The 16,986-nt window shown below is 74.4% G+C and carries 14 protein-coding genes; 9 read left to right on the forward strand and 5 right to left on the reverse strand.

All coding sequences use genetic code 11. From position 1 onward, the window contains the following. Nucleotides 1–74: 74 nt before the first annotated feature. Nucleotides 75–1,502, reverse strand: coding sequence for a glycoside hydrolase family 18 protein (locus ACHZ99_RS22105; protein WP_420306435.1), 1,428 nt, complete (start codon nt 1,500–1,502; stop codon nt 75–77). Between the two features lie 193 nt (nt 1,503–1,695). Between ACHZ99_RS22105 and mgtE the strand changes: the two genes are divergently transcribed. The 5 genes from mgtE (at nt 1,696) to ACHZ99_RS22130 (ending at nt 7,699) form a co-directional block, all read left to right on the forward strand. Beyond that, on the forward strand, nt 1,696–3,030 hold the full coding sequence (gene mgtE, locus ACHZ99_RS22110; RefSeq protein WP_420306436.1) for a magnesium transporter: 1,335 nt from the start codon (nt 1,696–1,698) through the stop codon (nt 3,028–3,030). A 198-nt stretch (nt 3,031–3,228) separates the two neighbouring features. Further along, the gene (locus ACHZ99_RS22115) at nt 3,229–3,981 is read left to right on the forward strand and encodes a GntR family transcriptional regulator (RefSeq protein WP_420306437.1); all 753 of its coding nucleotides are present in this window, start codon (nt 3,229–3,231) and stop codon (nt 3,979–3,981) included. Nucleotides 3,982–4,137: 156 nt separating this feature from the next. Beyond that, nucleotides 4,138–4,326 (forward strand): hypothetical protein, encoded by a 189-nt coding sequence (locus ACHZ99_RS22120; protein ID WP_420306438.1) that lies wholly within the window; start codon nt 4,138–4,140, stop codon nt 4,324–4,326. A gap of 105 nt (nt 4,327–4,431) precedes the next feature. After that, entirely contained in the window at nt 4,432–4,980 is a 549-nt protein-coding gene (locus ACHZ99_RS22125) for an ATP-binding protein (protein ID WP_420306439.1), read from the forward strand. 217 nt (nt 4,981–5,197) lie between these two features. Then, the gene (locus ACHZ99_RS22130; RefSeq protein WP_420306440.1) at nt 5,198–7,699 is read left to right on the forward strand and encodes a SpoIIE family protein phosphatase; all 2,502 of its coding nucleotides are present in this window, start codon (nt 5,198–5,200) and stop codon (nt 7,697–7,699) included. A 49-nt stretch (nt 7,700–7,748) separates the two neighbouring features. Here the strand turns inward: ACHZ99_RS22130 and ACHZ99_RS22135 are convergent, their stop codons facing one another. Next, nucleotides 7,749–8,501, reverse strand: a complete 753-nt coding sequence (locus ACHZ99_RS22135) for a PspA/IM30 family protein (RefSeq protein ID WP_420306441.1) — start codon at nt 8,499–8,501, stop codon at nt 7,749–7,751. An 88-nt stretch (nt 8,502–8,589) separates the two neighbouring features. Further along, nucleotides 8,590–10,557: a TPM domain-containing protein gene (locus ACHZ99_RS22140; RefSeq protein ID WP_420306442.1), complete on the reverse strand. Its 1,968-nt coding sequence runs from the start codon at nt 10,555–10,557 to the stop codon at nt 8,590–8,592. A 250-nt stretch (nt 10,558–10,807) separates the two neighbouring features. Between ACHZ99_RS22140 and ACHZ99_RS22145 the strand changes: the two genes are divergently transcribed. After that, nucleotides 10,808–12,595 (forward strand): serine/threonine-protein kinase, encoded by a 1,788-nt coding sequence (locus tag ACHZ99_RS22145; protein ID WP_420306443.1) that lies wholly within the window; start codon nt 10,808–10,810, stop codon nt 12,593–12,595. A gap of 192 nt (nt 12,596–12,787) precedes the next feature. On the opposite strand, the gene ACHZ99_RS22150 is transcribed toward ACHZ99_RS22145, so the two are convergent. Continuing rightward, nucleotides 12,788–14,035, reverse strand: a complete 1,248-nt coding sequence (locus ACHZ99_RS22150) for a helix-turn-helix domain-containing protein (RefSeq protein ID WP_420306445.1) — start codon at nt 14,033–14,035, stop codon at nt 12,788–12,790. A gap of 198 nt (nt 14,036–14,233) precedes the next feature. Here ACHZ99_RS22150 and ACHZ99_RS22155 point away from each other — a divergent pair, with 198 nt between their 5' ends. The 3 genes from ACHZ99_RS22155 to ACHZ99_RS22165 all read left to right on the forward strand — a co-directional run bounded on the left by ACHZ99_RS22155 (nt 14,234) and on the right by ACHZ99_RS22165 (nt 15,342). Beyond that, nucleotides 14,234–14,425 (forward strand): hypothetical protein, encoded by a 192-nt coding sequence (locus ACHZ99_RS22155; protein WP_420306446.1) that lies wholly within the window; start codon nt 14,234–14,236, stop codon nt 14,423–14,425. A 235-nt stretch (nt 14,426–14,660) separates the two neighbouring features. Next, on the forward strand, nt 14,661–14,858 hold the full coding sequence (locus ACHZ99_RS22160) for a hypothetical protein (RefSeq protein ID WP_420306447.1): 198 nt from the start codon (nt 14,661–14,663) through the stop codon (nt 14,856–14,858). A gap of 259 nt (nt 14,859–15,117) precedes the next feature. After that, nucleotides 15,118–15,342 carry a hypothetical protein gene (locus tag ACHZ99_RS22165; protein WP_420306448.1) on the forward strand — a complete coding sequence of 75 codons (225 nt, stop codon included), beginning with the start codon at nt 15,118–15,120 and terminating at the stop codon, nt 15,340–15,342. Nucleotides 15,343–15,392: 50 nt separating this feature from the next. Here the strand turns inward: ACHZ99_RS22165 and dacB are convergent, their stop codons facing one another. Next, nucleotides 15,393–16,976 carry a D-alanyl-D-alanine carboxypeptidase/D-alanyl-D-alanine endopeptidase gene (gene dacB / locus ACHZ99_RS22170; RefSeq protein WP_420306449.1) on the reverse strand — a complete coding sequence of 528 codons (1,584 nt, stop codon included), beginning with the start codon at nt 16,974–16,976 and terminating at the stop codon, nt 15,393–15,395. Nucleotides 16,977–16,986 lie beyond the last annotated feature (10 nt).

Here is a 16,986-nt window from a genome sequence, read left to right on the forward strand (position 1 = left end):
GGAAACGAAGTGAGAGGCGGTGCCGGGCCCGGACCCGGCACCGCCTCGTCGGTGGGTGGACTGCTCCGGACCGCTCAGTCCAGGCCGCGGTCCAGGACCCGGTACAGCTCCCCGTCGTCGTCGCCGTCGAGGGACCAGACCATCGCGCCGCCGAGGTCGCGGTCGTCGATGTACTCGGCCTTCTGGGCGATGACCTGCGGGTCGTCGTACGTCCAGAACGTGTTGCCGTCGAACAGCCAGGCGTGGCCGTTCTCCCGGTCCCGGTAGACCTCGTACTCGCCCGAGGCCGCGAACTCCTTCAGGACCTTGTAGTCCTCGAAGCCGGCCTCCCAGGTGCCGGGCGCGGCGCCCGCGGCGGGCTGGTTGAAGCCGTCGCCGCCGCCTTCGACGCCCTGCCAGCCGCGGCCGTAGAACGGGATGCCGAGGACGATCTTGTCCCGCGGCGCGCCGCGCTCCAGCCAGTCGTCGACGACCTGCTCCAGGCTGTCGTCGGGGGAGTGGATCGCGGACTGCTGGTTGGTGTTCTTCTCCCAGGCGCCGTGCAGGTCGTAGCCCTGGACGGTGGCGTAGTCGAGGTGGGGGAAGAGCTTGCGGGTCTCGTAGCCCGCGTCCATCGCCGCCGAGCTGGCCGGCAGGAACGCGGTCAGCAGCAGGTCCCGGTCGCACTCGTGCCCGTGCCCGTGGCCGTGTCCCCGGCCGCGGTCGCGGTCGTGGCGTCCGCGCTCCGCCTTGTCGAGCTGCCGGCGGAACTCCGCGACCAGCGCGGTGAAGTTCTCCTTGTCCTCGGGGCGGTAGACGGTGTCGACGTCACCGGGGTAGTTGGGCCACTCCCAGTCCAGGTCGATGCCGTCGAACAGGCCCGCGGCGCTGCCGGGGCCGCCCTTGCCGTCGATCCGCGGCAGGTTGCCCTCGATGAACAGGTCGAGGCAGGACGAGACGAACTCCCGGCGCGACTCGGGCGTGCGCACGGCGTCCGAGAAGTGCGTCGACCAGGCCCAGCCGCCCAGCGACATCATGACCTTCAGGTCCGGGTACATCCGCTTCAGCTTGCGGAGCTGGTTGAAGTTGCCCGCGAGCCGCTGCCGCGGCTTGTCGGCCCGGCCGTCGACGGATTCGGCGGCGGTCATGGGGCGCTGGTAGTCGGTGTAGGCGTCGCCCTCGTCCCCGAGGTTGGCCTCGAAGCATTTGCCGTCCGGGCTGACGTTGCCGAAGGCGTAGTTGAGGTGCGTCAGCCGCTTGGCGGTGCCGCTGGTGACGAGGTCCTTGACGAGGAAGTCGCGGTCCCGGGCACCCCACTGGGTGAAGTAGCCGACCCGCCGGGCCTCGTCCCGGTCCCCGTGGTGGTGCCCGCCCCCCTTCCCGCCGTGCCGCTCGGCGGCGGGGGCTGCGGCGGCGTCGTCGGGGGTGGCGGCGCTGGCACCGGCCGTCGTCAGGCCGGGGGTGACCAGGAGGGAGAGCGCACAGCCGGCAACGGCCAGTCGGCGTACGAGTCTTCGGTGCATGGAAACCCTCTTCTCGGGAGATCGCGCTTCTCTCGGTGCGCCGAACGCTATTGGCCTAGACCAATAGGGTCAAGGGTTCGTCAAGGGTTCGTACGGCACGGCGCACCCGGTGGCACGTCCCTGCTCAGCACGGTAATCGGCACGATCTAGGGTGAAGCCGGACAGCGGCGGCACGCGGGCGGGAGGTACGGGTATGACCGCGGACGTCGGCCTCGGCGACCTCCTCGACGGCAACGACGTCGCCGGGTTGCAGCGGTGGCTCGCCGACCACCCCCCGCACGTCGTCGCCGACGAACTCGCCCGCGCCGACGAGGTCACGGCCGTCTTCTGCTTCCGGCTGCTGGCTAAGGACCGCGCGGTCGAGGTCTTCGAGGAGCTGGGCGCCGGCGACCAGCAGAAGATCCTCGAAGGGCTGCGCGACCAGACCTTCCGGCACGTCGTCGAGGAGATGGACCCCGACGACCGCGCCCGGCTGCTCGGCGAGGCCCCCGCCAACTTCGCCCAGCGGGTGCTGGCCGGCCTCAGCCCGTACGAGCGCTCCCTGACCGCCCCGCTGCTCGGCTACGCGCAGGACGCCGCCGGCCGGTACATGTCGCCGGAGCTGGTGCTGCTCAAGGAGCGCTCCACCGTCGCCGAGGCGCTGGAGCGGGTGCGCCGGACCGGCGCGGACGCCGAGACCGTCTACACGCTGCCGGTCGTCGACGACCGCCGGCACCTCGTCGGCGTCGCCTCGCTGCGGGACCTGGTGCTGGCCCCGCCGGGGCGCCCGCTCATCGAGCTGGTGGACACCGAGTTCCCGCGGGTCTACGCCACCGACGCGGCCGAGGCCGCCGCCCGCCTGATGCAGGCGGCCAACCTCCTCGGCCTGCCCGTCGTGGACAGCGAGGAGCGGCTCGTCGGCATCCTGACGGTCGACGACGCCATCGAGCTGATCGAGGAGGCGGACACCGAGGACATGGCGCGGCAGTCCGGCGCCGAGCCGGTCGAGGGCCACTACCTGTCGGTCGGGGTCTTCCGGCTCGCCCGCGCGCGCATCATCTGGCTGTTCCTCCTCATCCTCGCCGCCACCCTCACCGCCGGCGTACTCCAGGCGTTCGAGGGGGAGCTGGCGGAGGTGACCGCGCTGGCGGTGTTCATCCCGCTGCTCGTCGGCACCGGCGGAAACGTCGGCGCGCAGGCGGCGACGGCGGCGGTGCGCGCGCTCGCGGTCGGCGAGCTGCGGCCGGGCGACGTGGCCCGGGTGGCGTGGCGGGAGTGCCGGGTGGGGTTCCTGCTGGGCGTCGGGCTCGGCGCCGTGGGCGTGGTGCTGGCGACGCTCATGACCGACGGCCGGATCGCGCTGACCGTGTCGCTGTCGCTGGTGGTGATCTGCTCCTGGGCGGCGGTGGTCGGCTCCGTGATGCCGCTGCTGGCGCGGCAGGCGGGGATCGACCCGGCGGTGATCTCGGCCCCGCTGGTGACCACGCTGGTCGACGCGACCGGGCTGGTGATCTACTTCCTCATCGCGCGCGCCGTGCTGGGGCTGTGAGAACGGGGCCGGAGAACCGGGCCGGAGAACCGGGCCGGAGCGCGGGGCCGGTGAGCGCGTACCGTGAAGTTCTGGCCCGGGGTTGCGGCGCCGGGCCGCCGGTTGCCAGGCTTTCGCGCGTGTTCAGGCCGGAACGGCGCAGGCCGGGGATGGCGTGGGCCGGGACGGCGGCCGCGTCGACGGGGGTGTGAAGAAACGGTGCCTCTAGGTGAGCAGCCTGCCTATCTCCGGGTCGCCGCGGAGCTGCGCCGGAAGATCGTCAGCGGCGAACTGCCGCCGCACGCGCGGCTGCCCTCCCAGGCCCGTATCCGCCGGATGTACGGCGTCTCGGACACCGTCGCGCTGGAGGCGCGCAAGGTGCTGATGGCCGAGGGGCTGGTCGAGGGCCGGTCCGGCTCCGGTACGTACGTCCGCCCCCGCCCCGAGCCGCACCGGCTGGCCCGCACCGGCTACCGCGGCCTCGGCGACGTCACCCCCTTCCGCCAGGAGCAGGCCGACGAGGCGGTCACCGGCTCCTGGGAGTCGCGCAGCGCGCAGGAGCCCGCCGACGCCGGCGTCGCCGCCCGGCTGCACGTCGCCGCGGGCGAGCCCGTGATGCGTACCGGCTACGTCTTCCGCTCGGGCGGCGAGCCCGTGCTGCTGTCGACCTCCTGGGAGCCGCTGGCCCTCACCGGCCGCACGCCCGTGATGCTGCCCGAGGAGGGGCCGCTCGCCGGGCGCGGGGTGGTGGAGCGGATGGCGGCGATCGACGTCGTCGTGGACAACGTCGTGGAGGAGGTCGGCACCCGCCCCGCGCTGGCCGAGGAGGCGCAGGCGCTGGGCGCCGTGCCGGGGCAGCCGGTGCTGTGCATCCAGCGGACGTTCCACGCCTCGGGGCGGGCGGTCGAGACCGCGGACGTGATCGTGCCGGCCGACCGCTACCGCGTCAGTTACCACCTGCCGGTCAGGTAGCCGCCGCCCGGGGCCGTGCCCGGGCGGCGTTTTTCGTGTCCCGATTCGAACTTCTGGCCGAGAAATGCACTTCTCGTGTAAAGCCGTATGCGGGGAGTGAATGCCGGGCGTAAGCTCTGGCATATTCGGAAGGCAAGCATTCCTGGGGTGGGACACATGACTGACAGCGGCGCGGCGTACCGGTGGGTCGTCGTCCGCGAGGACGGGAACGGCAACAGCTACCGCGTCGGCCGCTACGCCACGCGCGACGAGGCCGAGAACGTGGTCTCCCGTTTCGGGCCGGCGGAGCAGCGGCAGATATACCGGGTGGAGTGCACCGGCGGCGGGGACCCCGACTCCAGGTAGTCCGGTATGCGCATGTAGGTGATATTTCCCACCAAAACGGGTATGCAACTACCACTCCCCTCAAGTCGGGCAAATCCGACAGGACTCCGCTGGGATGTGGTAGGCGTGAGCAACCCCCCGTTCCTCCGCCACGCCGCCGTGACCCCCCTGGCCCCGCCGCCGCCCTCGCTGCTCGCCGCTCCCGGCGGCACGCCCGGGCCGTCCGGCGCGCCGGGCCCGTCCAGTGCCGCCGCTGCCGCCGGTGCCGCCGGCGCGCCGGCCCCCGCGGGCGCCGCCGAGTGGAGCCTCCCCGACGACCCCGGCTGCGTCCGCACCGCCCGCGCCGTCGTCCGCGAGACCCTGCGCACCTGGCACCTCGACCCCGTGAGCGACCTCGCCGTCCTGCTCGTCAGCGAGCTGGTCACCAACTCCCTGCGGTACGCCTCCGGCCCCGTCGGCCTGCGCCTGCGCGCCGTCGGCGGCCCCGGCGCCGGCGGCGGCGTCCGGGTCGAGGTCTCCGACACCCTGCCGGTCCCGCCGCTGGTGCGGGCCGCCGCGCCGGACGAGGAGGGCGGCCGCGGGCTGCAACTCGTCGCCAGCGTCGCACTGCGCTGGGGAACCCGCTGCGGGGGAAGGGGCAAGACCGTGTGGTTCGAGCTGGGGTCCGCTGGTTAGAACGTACGGGGGAGGGCTTCTTCGGCGTACGGAAGGGGGGCGCACGGGGGCGTAGCGCCGGGTGCCGGGCGGGCACCACTTCGCAGACGCAGCGGTGACGGGGACGGGACCGGTGGGGCGTTCCGAACCCGTGACCCGACGACCATGTTCCGGATACAGATCTTCGCGCATACTCTGCGGTGCATACCCGGAGCAGGATCAGCAAAGGGGGCGGCGCGTGGGAGCACCGTTCTGGCAGAGCAGTCCGCCGGGCTCCATCTACGACCACATCCAGGTGGCCTCCTTCGCCCTGGACGCGGACGGGCGCATCGAGCGGTGGAGCGCCCGCGCCGAGGAACTCCTCGGCATCCCCGCGGCCGAGGTGGTGGGCCGCGACGCCGTGCTGGCGCTGGTTCCGGAGGAGCACCGGGCGGACGTGGGGGAGAAGGTCGCGGAGATCCTCGACGGACGGGAGTGGACCGGCCTGCTGCCGTACCGCAGACCGGCGTCGACGGACGCCGCCGGCGCCGCGCACCCCGCCGTCGACGGCATCGCCGAGCTGTACGTGATGCCGACCACCGGCGCCGACGGCGTCCGCGGCGCGCTGTGCGTCGCCGTCGACGCGTACGCGCTGCGCCGCATCGAGACCGACCTCGCCGCCTCGCAGGCCGTCTTCGGCCAGGCCCCGATGGGCTTCCTGCTGTTCGGCACCGACCTCCAGCTCGTACGCGTCAACGAGCGCTTCGCCGCCGCCTTCGGCGGCACCGTCGCCTCGCACGCCGGCCGCACCCCCCGCGACTACCTCCCGCGCGCCGAGGCCGAGCGCGTCACCGCCGCCCTCCGCCAGGTCCTCGACACCGGCGAACCCGTCACCGACATGCAGATCCTCGGCCCCGCCGGCGAGGAGCCGTCCGGGCGCGAGGGGCAGCCGGGCAGCCTGCGCTGGTCCATATCGCTGTACCGGGTGCACAGCGGCACGGGCCGGCCCATGGGCGTCGCCGCCATCGCCTCCGACGTCACCCGCCGCCGCCGGGCCGAGAGCGAGGCCGCCAGCACCCGCCGCAACCTCGCGCTGCTCAACGAGGCCGGCGCCCGCATCGGCAACTCGCTGGACCTGGAGACCACCGCCCGCGAGCTGCTCGGCGTCACCGTCCCGCAGTTCTGCGACATGGCCTGCGTCGACGTCTACCAGAGCCTCCTCGACGGCGACGAGGGCCGCCCCGGCATCGCCGACGGCAGCGCCGAGCTGCGCCGCGTCGCCTTCGCCAGCGCCGTCTCCGACGCCCCCGTGACCGCCGTCGGCTCCACCCACCGCTTCGACTTCCACTCCCCGTACGCCGCCGCGCTGCGCACCGCCCAGGTGCGCCGGGTGCCGGGCGGCGAGAGCGGCGACAGCGGGCTGGTGCAGACGACGCTCGCGGTGCCGCTGGTCGCCGGCGACACCGTCGTCGGGCTCGTCCAGTTCTCCCGCGCCCGCGGCAGCGAGGACTTCGGCGAACGCGACGCCGCCCTCGCCGAACAGCTCGCCGCCCGCGCCGCCGTCTGCATCGACAACGCCCGCCTCTACCGCCGCGAGCACTCCCGCGCCCTCATCCTCCAGCGCAGCCTGCTCCCGCCCGGCGACCCCGGGGCCGCCGGCCTCGACATCGCCTGCCGCTACCTCCCCGGCAACACCGCCACCGAGGTCGGCGGCGACTGGTTCGACGTCATCGAGCTGCCCGGCCACCGCACCGCGCTCATCGTCGGCGACGTCATGGGCCGCGGCCTGCGCGCCGCCGTCGCCATGGGCGAACTCCGCACCGCCGTACGCACCCTGGCCATGCTCGACCTGGAGCCCGCCGAGGTGCTCGCCGCGCTCGACGAGATCGCCGGCGGCCTCGGCGGGGTCTCCGACGAGGTCTACCTCGCCACCTGCGTGTACGTCGTCTACGACGCCGTCACCCGGCGCTGCACCATCGCCAACGCCGGCCACCTGCCGCCGGTCGTCGTGGAGCCCGGCGAGCCGCCGCTGCTGCTGGAGGTGCCGACCGGCATGCCGCTCGGCGTCGGCGGCGAGCCCTTCGAGGAGGTCGAGGTCGAGCTGCCGGACGGCGCGCTGCTCGCGCTCTACACCGACGGCCTCGTGGAGTCCCGCGACCACGGCCTCGACGAGGGCCTGGACGAGTTCCGCAAGGCGCTCTCCGACCCCGCGCAGCCGCTGGAGGACGTCTGCGATCACGTCCTGGACACCCTCTACACCCGGCACGGAGAGGACGACATCGCCCTGTTGATGGCCCGTATCCGCGGACTGCCCGCCGACACCGTCGGCGACTGGCTGCTGCCCGCGGAGCCCCGCTCGGTCGCGCTCGCCCGCGAACACGCCCGTACGCAGCTCGCCGCCTGGCAGCTGGAGCCGCTGATCGACACCACCGAGCTGCTGGTCAGCGAGCTGGTGACGAACGCGCTCCGGCACGGCGAGGGCGGCCGCAGCGGCGGCGGCGAGCCGGAGATACGGCTCCGGCTGCTGCTGGACCGCACGCTGGTGTGCGAGGTGTGGGACAGCAACCTGGTCCAGCCGCGCCGCCGCCGCGCCCGGGACACCGACGAGGGCGGGCGGGGACTGCAACTGGTCAGCATGCTCAGCAACAACTGGGGCAGCAGGCGCACGCACCGGGGGAAGACCGTCTGGTACGAGCTGGCGCTGCCGGGGTCGGAGCCGCGGAAGGAGCTGGACGCGGAGGCCCTGCTGTCGGCGTTCTGAGCCCGGGGCGGGCCGCGGCGGACGCCCGGGGGCGGGGCCCGCGCGCGGCTCAGGCCGCGGCCTGGTCGTCGCCGATCCGGGGGATGTCGCCGCCGCCCTTGAGCAGCGCCAGCCGCGCGTCCACCTCCGCCTGCTTGCCCAGGTCGTCCAGCTGCTCGAACTGGGCGTCCAGCGACGAGTCCGCCGGCTCCGCCCGGCCGGCCGCGCGGGCCTCCTCGCGGCGGATCCTCGCCTCGAAACGGCCCAGGTCGGCGGTGGGGTCGGTGACGTCCATGCTCTCGACCGCGTCGAGCATCCGGTGCCGCGCCTCCGCCGTTGCGGCGCGGGCGACGAGCCGGTCGCGCCGGGAGTCGAGCGCGGCCAGCTTCTCCCGCATCGCGTCGAGGTTCTTCTTCAGCTTCTCCACGACCTCCGTCTGCGCGGCGATCAGCGGCTCCGCCGCCGTCGCCTCGCTCTCGGCGGTGATCTGCCGCTCCAGCGCCTTGCGGGCCAGGTTGTCGAACGTCTCCGCCCGCGGGCCGTCGCCGGCGGCGCGCAACTCGTCGGCCCGGCGGCTGGCGGCGAGGGCCTTGGCGCCCCACTCGTCGGCGGCGCCGGTGTCCTCCCGGTGGTCCGCCTCCATCAGCCGCAGGTTGCCGACGGTGGTGGCGACGGCCTGCTCGGCCTCGCGGATGTGGTTGCCGTAGTCGCGGATGAGCTGGTCGAGCGTCTTCCGCGGGTCCTCGGCCTGGTCGACGAGGGCGTTGATGTCGGCGCGGGCGAGCTGGAGGGTGCGCCCGAGGATGGTCTGCTTGCCGGTCATGGGGGTCTCCTCCGGGGGTGGTGGCGTGGGCCGGGACCGCGTGCTCCGTGCTCGTGCTCCGTACTTCGTGCTCCGTGCTCCGTACGCGCTAGAAGCGGCCTCCGCCGCCCATCCGCCCGCGCGTGCCCCCGCCGCCGAAGCTCCCGGGCCCGCGGCCGGAGCCGCCCCCGAAGCCCCCGCCCCGGCCCCCGCCGAAGCCGCCGAGCATGCCGCCGAGGATGATGCCGCCGAGCATCCCGGTGCCCATGCCCCCGCGCCCGCCGCCGTTGCCGTAGCCGCCGCCGTACCGGCCGCCGAAGGGCCCGCCGCCGTACGAGCCGTCGAAGCCGCTGACGTCCTCCTCCGCCAGCCGCCGCGCCTCGCGGCCGAGTCCGTCCGCGCGCTGGGCGTGCCGGAGGGCGCCCGCCGGGTCGGTGCCGGCGTGCTCGGCGGCCTGCGTCAGATGCCGCTCGCCCTCGGTCAGCCGGGTACGGGCCGCGGGGCCGACGCCGCCGCGGTGGGTGGTGACGTAGTCGCGGGCGGCGGCGACCGAACTGCGCGCGCCGACCAGCGCCCGGTCCAGCAGCCGGCCCGCCCGCCGCTCGGCGTCCTCCCGCTCCCGCGCCCCGGCGAGCGCCTCCTGAAGCGCCGCGTCCGCCTCTTCCACGCGGCGCAGCGCGGCGAGCGGGTCGTACCGGCCGCCGGACGTCTCCCGCTCCACCTCATCCAGCACGGTCTCCGCCCGCGCGACCCGGCCCCGCAGGTCGGCGCTCGACCCGTCCGCGGCCGTGCCCCGCACCACGCCCCGCGCGTCGGCGAGGTCCGCGCGGAGGTCGCGCAGCGCGTCGGCGAGCGCCGCGGCGGCCTCGCCCAGCTCCCGCTCGCGCCGGGCGACGGCGTCGGCGAGGGTGCCGGCCTGGCCGGCGGCGGCCTCGGCGGCCCGTACGTGGACGGCGGCGGTGGCCCGGTCGTCGGCGGCGAGGGCCGCGCCGGCGTGGGTGAGGTTGTCGACGGCGAACTGCAGGCGGTCGCGGGCGGCGGCGGGGTTGCCGGCGACGGCGGCGGAGGAGCCGGGGCCGTAGGCGTCGGCCAGCGCGGTCAGCGTGCTCTCGGCGGCGTCGATACGCTCCGGCAGCCCCTGCGCGGCGGCCTCGGCGGCGGCGAGGACCTCCGGCGCCCGGGGCGCCATCGCGCGCACCTCGTCGAAGGCGTCGGACTCGGCGTCGAGGCGGGCGTTGGCGTCGGTGCAGCGGGTGACGATCTCGTCCAGCATGGCGCGGCGGGCGGCGTCGTCCTCGGGCTGCGCGTCGTCGAGGGCCTGCCGGAGCCGGAAGGCGGCGGTCAGCTCGGCCTGCGCGTGGTCGACGGCCGCGGCGAAGGGGCGGGCGGTCTCGTCGCCGAACTGGGCGGCGGCGAAGCCGAGCTCCTCCCGGCTGGTGCGGACGGCGTCGTCGGTCTCGACGAGAAGCTCGCGGGCGCGGGCGTCGAGCTCCGGCAGGGGGGTCGGCGGGCGGGTGGCCGGGCCGCCCTCCCGCAGCCGCACCGGCTTTTTGGGCGCGGCCTTCCGCCGCCGGTAGAGGTACACGGCGAGGACGACGGCGAGGGCGGCGACGGCGGGCACCAGGAACGTGGCGGCGCCGGTGTCGTCCGGGTCGTCGGCCCCGCCGGGGTCGGCGGGCCCGGGGGTGATGTCGGGCGCGGGGACGGGGCGGCCGTCGAGCACGGCGGCGTACCCGTGCGCCCCGCCGATCGCGGCGCCCGCCCAGTCGTTCCGGCGCGGCGCGGGCTCGTCGGCGTTGACGGCGTCGACGTCGCGCCGGGAGAACCCGGAGCCGGCGGCGGAGACGGCGTACCGGCGGTCGCCGAGGGCGCCGACCCGGTCGGTGATCTGCCCGTCGCGGTCGAGGGGGAGGGGGTCGGCGGCGGGCGCGCGGGCCGCCGGCGGGGCGTGGGCCGCCGGGGCGGCGGGCGGCTGCGCGGCCGGCGCGCCCCGCGCGGAGGCGGGCGGAACGGCGACGGGCAGGAGCGCGAGCGCCGCGGCCGTGGTGAGCCGGGCGGCCAGCCGCCGTCTCCGCATGCGCGCGCCTCCCGCACAGGTACGCGCCGCAGGTCGGCGCCCTGTACGGGAGGGTATGCGGCTTTTGCCGGAGCCGCACCCGGACCCGGAGCGCAGAACCCCCCCCGGGCCCCGTCACCTGCCCCGGACCGCCCCCGGCGGTGGCGGCCCTACCGGACCGCAACGGCCGGCTCGTGTGGTTGCGGAAGCCCCGGTCCAGTGGGGAGATTGAAGGCTTGACCGACGGGTGGGCGTGAAACGGAGAACCGCGGTGACGGAGTTGAATGGCTCGCGGGTGGGGCGGTACCGGTTGCTGCGCCTGCTGGGGGCCGGCGGCATGGGCAGCGTATGGCTGGCCGAGGACGAGCACCTGGGGATCCAGGTCGCGATCAAGCAGATCGACGTGTCGAGCGACCCGGGCGACGGCACCCGCGCACAGCGCGTCTCACGGGCCCGGGCGGAGGCGCGCAACGCCGCGCTGTTACGCGGCCATCCGCACGTGGTGAACGTCGTGGACCTCGTGGAGCAGGACGGGCTGCCGTGGATCGTCATGGAGTACGTCACCGACGCGACCGACCTGCGGACGATCATCCGGGACCAGGGCAGGCTGTCCGACGCGGACATCGCCCGCGTCGGCATCGCCGTGCTGAAGGCGCTGAGCACGGGGCACTCCCTGGGCATCGTGCACCGCGACGTGAAGCCCGCCAACATCCTCCTCGCCCCGGACCACTCGGGGAACCGGTACGGACGGGTGATGCTGGCCGACTACGGGATCTCCCTCTACGCGGGCTCCGGGCAGACGCGGATGACCAACGGTGTGATCGGCACCCCCGGTTACATGGCACCGGAGCGGGTCCAGGGCGCGGAGCCGCCGGCCTCCGACCTGTACTCTCTCGGGGCCACGCTCTACTGCGCCTCCGAGGGGCACCCGCCCTTCGACCGCGGCGACGGCGACAGCACCGCCACCGCCTCCCTCACCGAGTCGCCGGCCCGGCCCGTCAACGCCTGCGACCCGCTGGCCGACCTCATCATGGGCCTGCTGTCGAAGGAGCCCGGCCACCGCCCCACCCTGCACACCGCCCTCACCGGACTCGCCGCCGTCGAGACGGCCGCACGCGCCGCGGCGGACCCGCCGGGCGGCTCCGGCGGGAGCCCGACCCGCAAGAGCCTCCCGCCGCAGCCGCCCAGGATCCTGGCGTGGGCGGTCGCCGGCGCCGTGGCGTTGACCGCCGCCGCGTTGACCGCCGTGGCCGCCCTGAGCGACGACGGGCAGCAGAACACCGGCCAGACGGACCCCCCGGCGCGCCAGGCCGACCGCACCGGGCCGGCGGACGCCGACGACTCCGCCACGGAGGCGGGTGTGCTGTACGGCGGCGACGTCGGGCTGCGGAAGCCGCTGGAGGCGGGGGACTGCGTCATCGTCGGCACCCACAACGACGACTACACGGTCCTGACCGACGTGGTGACCGTGGACTGTGTCGAGACGGAGTCGAGCCCCACCCCGGCAGGGCAGGTCGTCGCCACCGTTCCGGACGCCGGGGGCGGCGAGGCGCCCGTGCGCCGGGAGTGCGGCCGGCAGACGGCTGAACTCCGCCGGAGTCTGGCAGACGCCCTCCTGACCGTCCTGCGGCCCGATGACGCGGGCGGTTCCGGAACAGGGGCCGAGGCGGCGTGCCTGGTCTTCCAGCGCGGCATCCTCACCGGCGGGAATCTGGGCGAACACCGGGAGCAGGGCGCGTCCCTCTACATATCGCAGCTGGGCACCGGGGACTGCATCGACGAGGAGGACGACGACATCTTCCTGGCGGACTGCGACCGGCCCCACGACCAGCAGGTCATCGGCCATGTCGAGGCGTCCCAGGACGTTCCGTACGAGAACGTGGACCTGTACGCGATCTGCGCCAGCCGGTTCAAGCAGGCGTGGGTGCGCACCGAGCAGCACGACGTCGTCGGCTACACCAACTCCGACGACTGGGACGAGGGCTTTCGTTTCGTGACGTGCGCGCTGGAAGGGGTCGACGCGAAACTGCCCGCCGGCGTCGCCACGCCCAAGGACTGAGATGAGCCGCCCTCGGCCCGTACCAGCCGCGATCGGGCCGGCCGGGCCCGCCCACCCCGACACCGGGCCACCCACCGTCCCAGGCCGTCCGCGTCACGGACCTCCCGCCAGCCACACAACGGCGTTCTCGGCCGGGGCGTCGCCCCCAAGGGCGTCTCTCACCGGTTTCACCGACTTCGGGCGTGAGCGTGCCTAGCCGTGCTCGCGTAGAGCGTCGACCAGTTCCCGCGACTCCGGCGCGCCCTGCCGCAGGAGGAGCGCCGCCGTGGTGTGCAGCTCGTTCCACGAGTGCGGCCGGCCGACTTCGGCGGAGTCGCCCACGCACGACAGCGCCACCGACAGGGCCTCCTGCCCCTCTCCGGCACCGGCAAGTGCGTGCGCCAGGCATGCGCGGTACCAGGTCTTGTCCCGCCGATAGGAGTCCGGCAGGGCCTCAAGACCCGTCGCAATGAGTTCGGCTGCGGCCGGCCACCGACGCAGGTGCATCTGCGCCATGCCCCGCTGGAGGGTGAACCACGTCTCGTCGTAGAAGTACATCCACGGCGGTTCGTCCTCCGGGCGCTCAGCGGCCCGGACGATGAGGTCCTGTGCCTCGTCCAGCAGCCGGCGCGCGGCGTCGGACTCCTGCTCCAGCGCGTGTCCCCGGGCCTGCATCTGAGCGGCCATGCCCTGCACCCCCAGGGACGTGCCGGGGGCGGACCAGCGGGCGGCCTCGGCCAGACGTACGCAGCGGACGCCGCGCCCGCCGGACCACGCCATGTGCGCCTTCATGCTCAACGCGGTGGCGGCCATGGCTGCGTCGGCGGCCTCCAGTGCCCACTCGTGGGCGCGGTCGTACCACGCCAGCGCCGAAGCGGTCTCCCCCTGGTCCTGGGCCATCCACGCGAGGAACTGGGCGTGCTCCGAGGCCAGACGCACCACCCGGTTCGCCGTTTCTCCCCGGGCGCCGGCGTGCATCTCGACCACGACGCGCAGTTGCCGGCGGATCAGCTCGACCAAGGGGCCGGATCCGATGCGGTCTTCGGCCCGGCGGTGCTCGGCGAGCAGGCGGTCCAGCCAGTCCAGGGTTGCCGCGTCGGGCTTCCGCTCGGCGCGAACAACGCTCGTCACCCGGGCGAGCAGGTCGCCGTCCGGCAGCACGCCGGCGAGCGCGAGGCCGGGCACCGGCTGGGTGTCGTGCTGCGGCCCGGAGGTGAGCAGGGCCGCCGGTACTCCGAGGCCGGAGACGATGCGCTGCCATACTTCCAGGGAGGTGACGCGACGCCGGCCGCGCTCGATGGCGGAGACGTCCGGCTGTGTCAGGCCGACCAGTTCGCCGGCCTTCGTCTGGCCGGTGCCCGTGAGCCGACGGTACAACCGCAGCACCGCACCCCAGTCCTCGGCCGCGACGGCCGCTGCGAGGCGGGGGTGTGACCAGAGGTCCGCAGCGTGCTCCCTCATGAACTCGACTCTAGGACGCCCGTATAGGGCTTCGGCATGGATCCGCGTGTGCTCACCCGGGAGTGTGGACGGCCAGGCCCCCGCGACCTCCCCCACGGCCTCCGGCGTGGGCGGGACCCAGAACGGTCCGGGGCGTGGCCCACGCTGCGAAGGAGCGTTGATATGCCGCACTGTCCCGCCAGGGTCTTCGGGCCCTTGGTGAGTCGCTTACTGCCCGCCTCGGGCCGCCGCCGTCGCGCCGCCCCGCTGGTGCGCCCGTACGCCCTCGTCCACGACCACGAACGACGGCAGGAGGCGCACCGGCAGCGGGCTGGACGCCGGGCCCCGTTGCCGACCGTGGACGGGCTCGGCATCGGGCTCGGCCCCCTCTACGGCATGGAGGTGACCTGAGTGCCTGCCGGGCCGTATCGGTGGCGCCGGCGCCCCGCGTTGACGCTCAAGGTCTACCGCGTCACCGCGGCCGGACAGCGCCGCGCTGTGCGCACCACGTGGTTCCGCCCGAACACCGACGCTCCACCGGAGCTGCGCCCAAGCTGGCCGCTGTGCGCCTGCCCGCGCTGCCACCGGGGGCGGTCGTGAGCGTACGGCCTACGTGCCGCGTGCTCACCCGGCGAGGGGTGGCCCGGTGACCGCATCCCCACGCCGTTACCCGGGTGACCCGGTTCACCTGCCGGGCGTATGGCCCCTCCCCGACGCGCCCCCGGCCGCCGACTGCGGGCGGTGCGCCGAACTGGCCGACGGGCGCGCGACGGCCCGCGCGGCGGGCGACCTGTCGGCCGTCAGCGACGCCACCGTCCTCATCCGCCGACATCCCGGCCACTGATGCCCGCCCGGTAGTGGGGTGGAGCATGGAGCCCCCCGTGTCGCGGGTCGCCCGCCCGTGCTCCGACCGCACGTCAGAGGCCGCCGCCGGCAACGGCGTAAGCCGCCCTGCCTGCCGTCTCCCATCCGGCAGACAGAGCGGTCGCCCCACCTCACGTCCGGGTGAGTCCATGAACGACCCCGCCGACCGGCAGGGCTTCGGGGTCGGCGACTCGTGTGTTCGGGAGGGGGCCCCGGGACTGCGTGGAATCATCCGTCGTATGACGCGTGGGAAAGCCGCAATCGGCTTGTTACTCTGCTTCACAGCCGTAAGTTCAGTCGGCAATCCGAATACGGATCTGTCCCCCCTCTGGGGCGATGCCGGCCTGATTGGCGCCGTGATCTTCCTGGTTCTGCTGATCAAGGGCCCCGGTAAGAAGCGGGTGAACGCTGATCACCAGCAGAAGGCGGACGAGGAAGAAGAAGGAAGGGGGGCGCCCGAGTGATCCTTGCCGTTACCCGCGGGGCCCCGCCGGGCCCCGCGGCGAGCAGCTTCTCAGCACCCCCTCGGCTTCAGCCAGGCGCACTCGACATCGGCCCCGCGTTCCGCGTTCCGGTTCTTCGGCGACCGCGGCTCCGCCGTCTTTGCCGTCTGTGACTCCGTGCCGTACCCCGCCAGCGTCGTCACCACATCGTCCTCGATGTCCTTCACCGAACCCGCCAGATAGTTGTTCAGCACCACGCTGAACACCAGCTCCCGGCCGTCCGCCGCCGTCACGTACCCCGACAGGGCCGACGCCCCCGTCAGCGACCCCGTCTTCGCCCGCGCGTTGCCCTCCGCCGGGGTGTCGCACATCCGCGAGCGCAGCGTGCCGCCCACGAAGCGCTCCGGGTCGCACGCCACCGGCAGCGACTCGTACCACGCGCCGAACCACGGCTCGTCCTGCACCGCCGTCAGCAGCTGCACGAACGCCCGGCCCGGGATGTTGTTGCCCCGCGACAGCCCCGAGCCGTCGACCTGGCGCAGGGTGGACGTGTCCACGCCCACCGACTCCAGGTACGACGAGATCCCGCGCAGGCCCGCGGGCCACGTGCCGGCGTCCGCCGTCTCCACGCCGATCGTCTTCGTCAGGATCTCCGCGTGGCCGTTGTTGGACAGCTTCATGAACGGGATCAGCAGGTCCTTCAGCGGCATCGAGCTGTGGCTCGCCACCGGGCGGGCCCGGTCGGGCGTCGCCCGGCCCAGCAGCGACCGGCCCTCGACCTCCACGCCGTGCCGCTCCAGCGCGTCCCGGAAGACCGCGGCCGCGTAGCCGGTCGGCTCCCACACCGTGATCCACTCCTTGGTGGCGTTCGCCTTCACCGGGATGTTCCCGCTGACGACGATGGTGTTCGTGCCGTGCTCGCGCGCGATGCGGAGCGTGTCGGCCTCCCCCTTCGCCACCGTACGGCCGTGGTTCTCGATCTCGACGTAGCCGGTGGGCGGCGTCACCTCCACCCGTGGCCGGTCGCCCGGCCGCTTGCCGGGGTACGCCTCGACGACGACCGTCCCGGCGTCGTAGTCCGTGTCCGGGGCGACGGTCAGGGCGGAGATCTGCATCGCGTAGTAGTCCGACTCGTAGTCGGCGGACCAGCCGTTGCCGAGGCGTACGTCGTCGAAGCGGGTGTCGTCCGCGACGAGCCGGTCGACCTCGTCGACCCCGGCCGCCGCGACCTTCGCGGCCAGCGCGTCGTAGTCGGCGGCGAGCATCGTCGGGTCGCCGGTGCCGCGCAGGTACAGGTCGTCCCCGGCCGCCAGGACGTCCGTGGACCAGGTGTAGCCGGGGCCCAGCAGCTCCATCGCCGCGGCGGACGTGGGCAGCTTGGTGTTGGAGGCGGGCATGAGCCGGGTGGCGGCGGAGTGCTCGTACAGCGTCTCGCCGCTCGCCGCGTCGGCCACGACGACGGACGCGAGCGCGCCCTCCAGCCGCTCGTCCGCGAGGACGTTGTCCAGGGCCTGCTTGAGGCCGTCGTCGCCGGGTTCCGCACCGGCGGGGGCGCCGCCGCCGAGGCCGACGGCGAGGAGGGCGGCCATCGCGGCGGCGGCCGGCCAAGTCCACGTACGCGCTGCTGACTTAGGGCTTCCGGGGGATCTGCTCATGACAGTGGAG

The sequence above is a fragment of the Streptomyces sp. MAR4 CNX-425 genome (genome assembly GCF_048656465.1).
Lineage (GTDB): Bacteria > Actinomycetota > Actinomycetes > Streptomycetales > Streptomycetaceae > Streptomyces.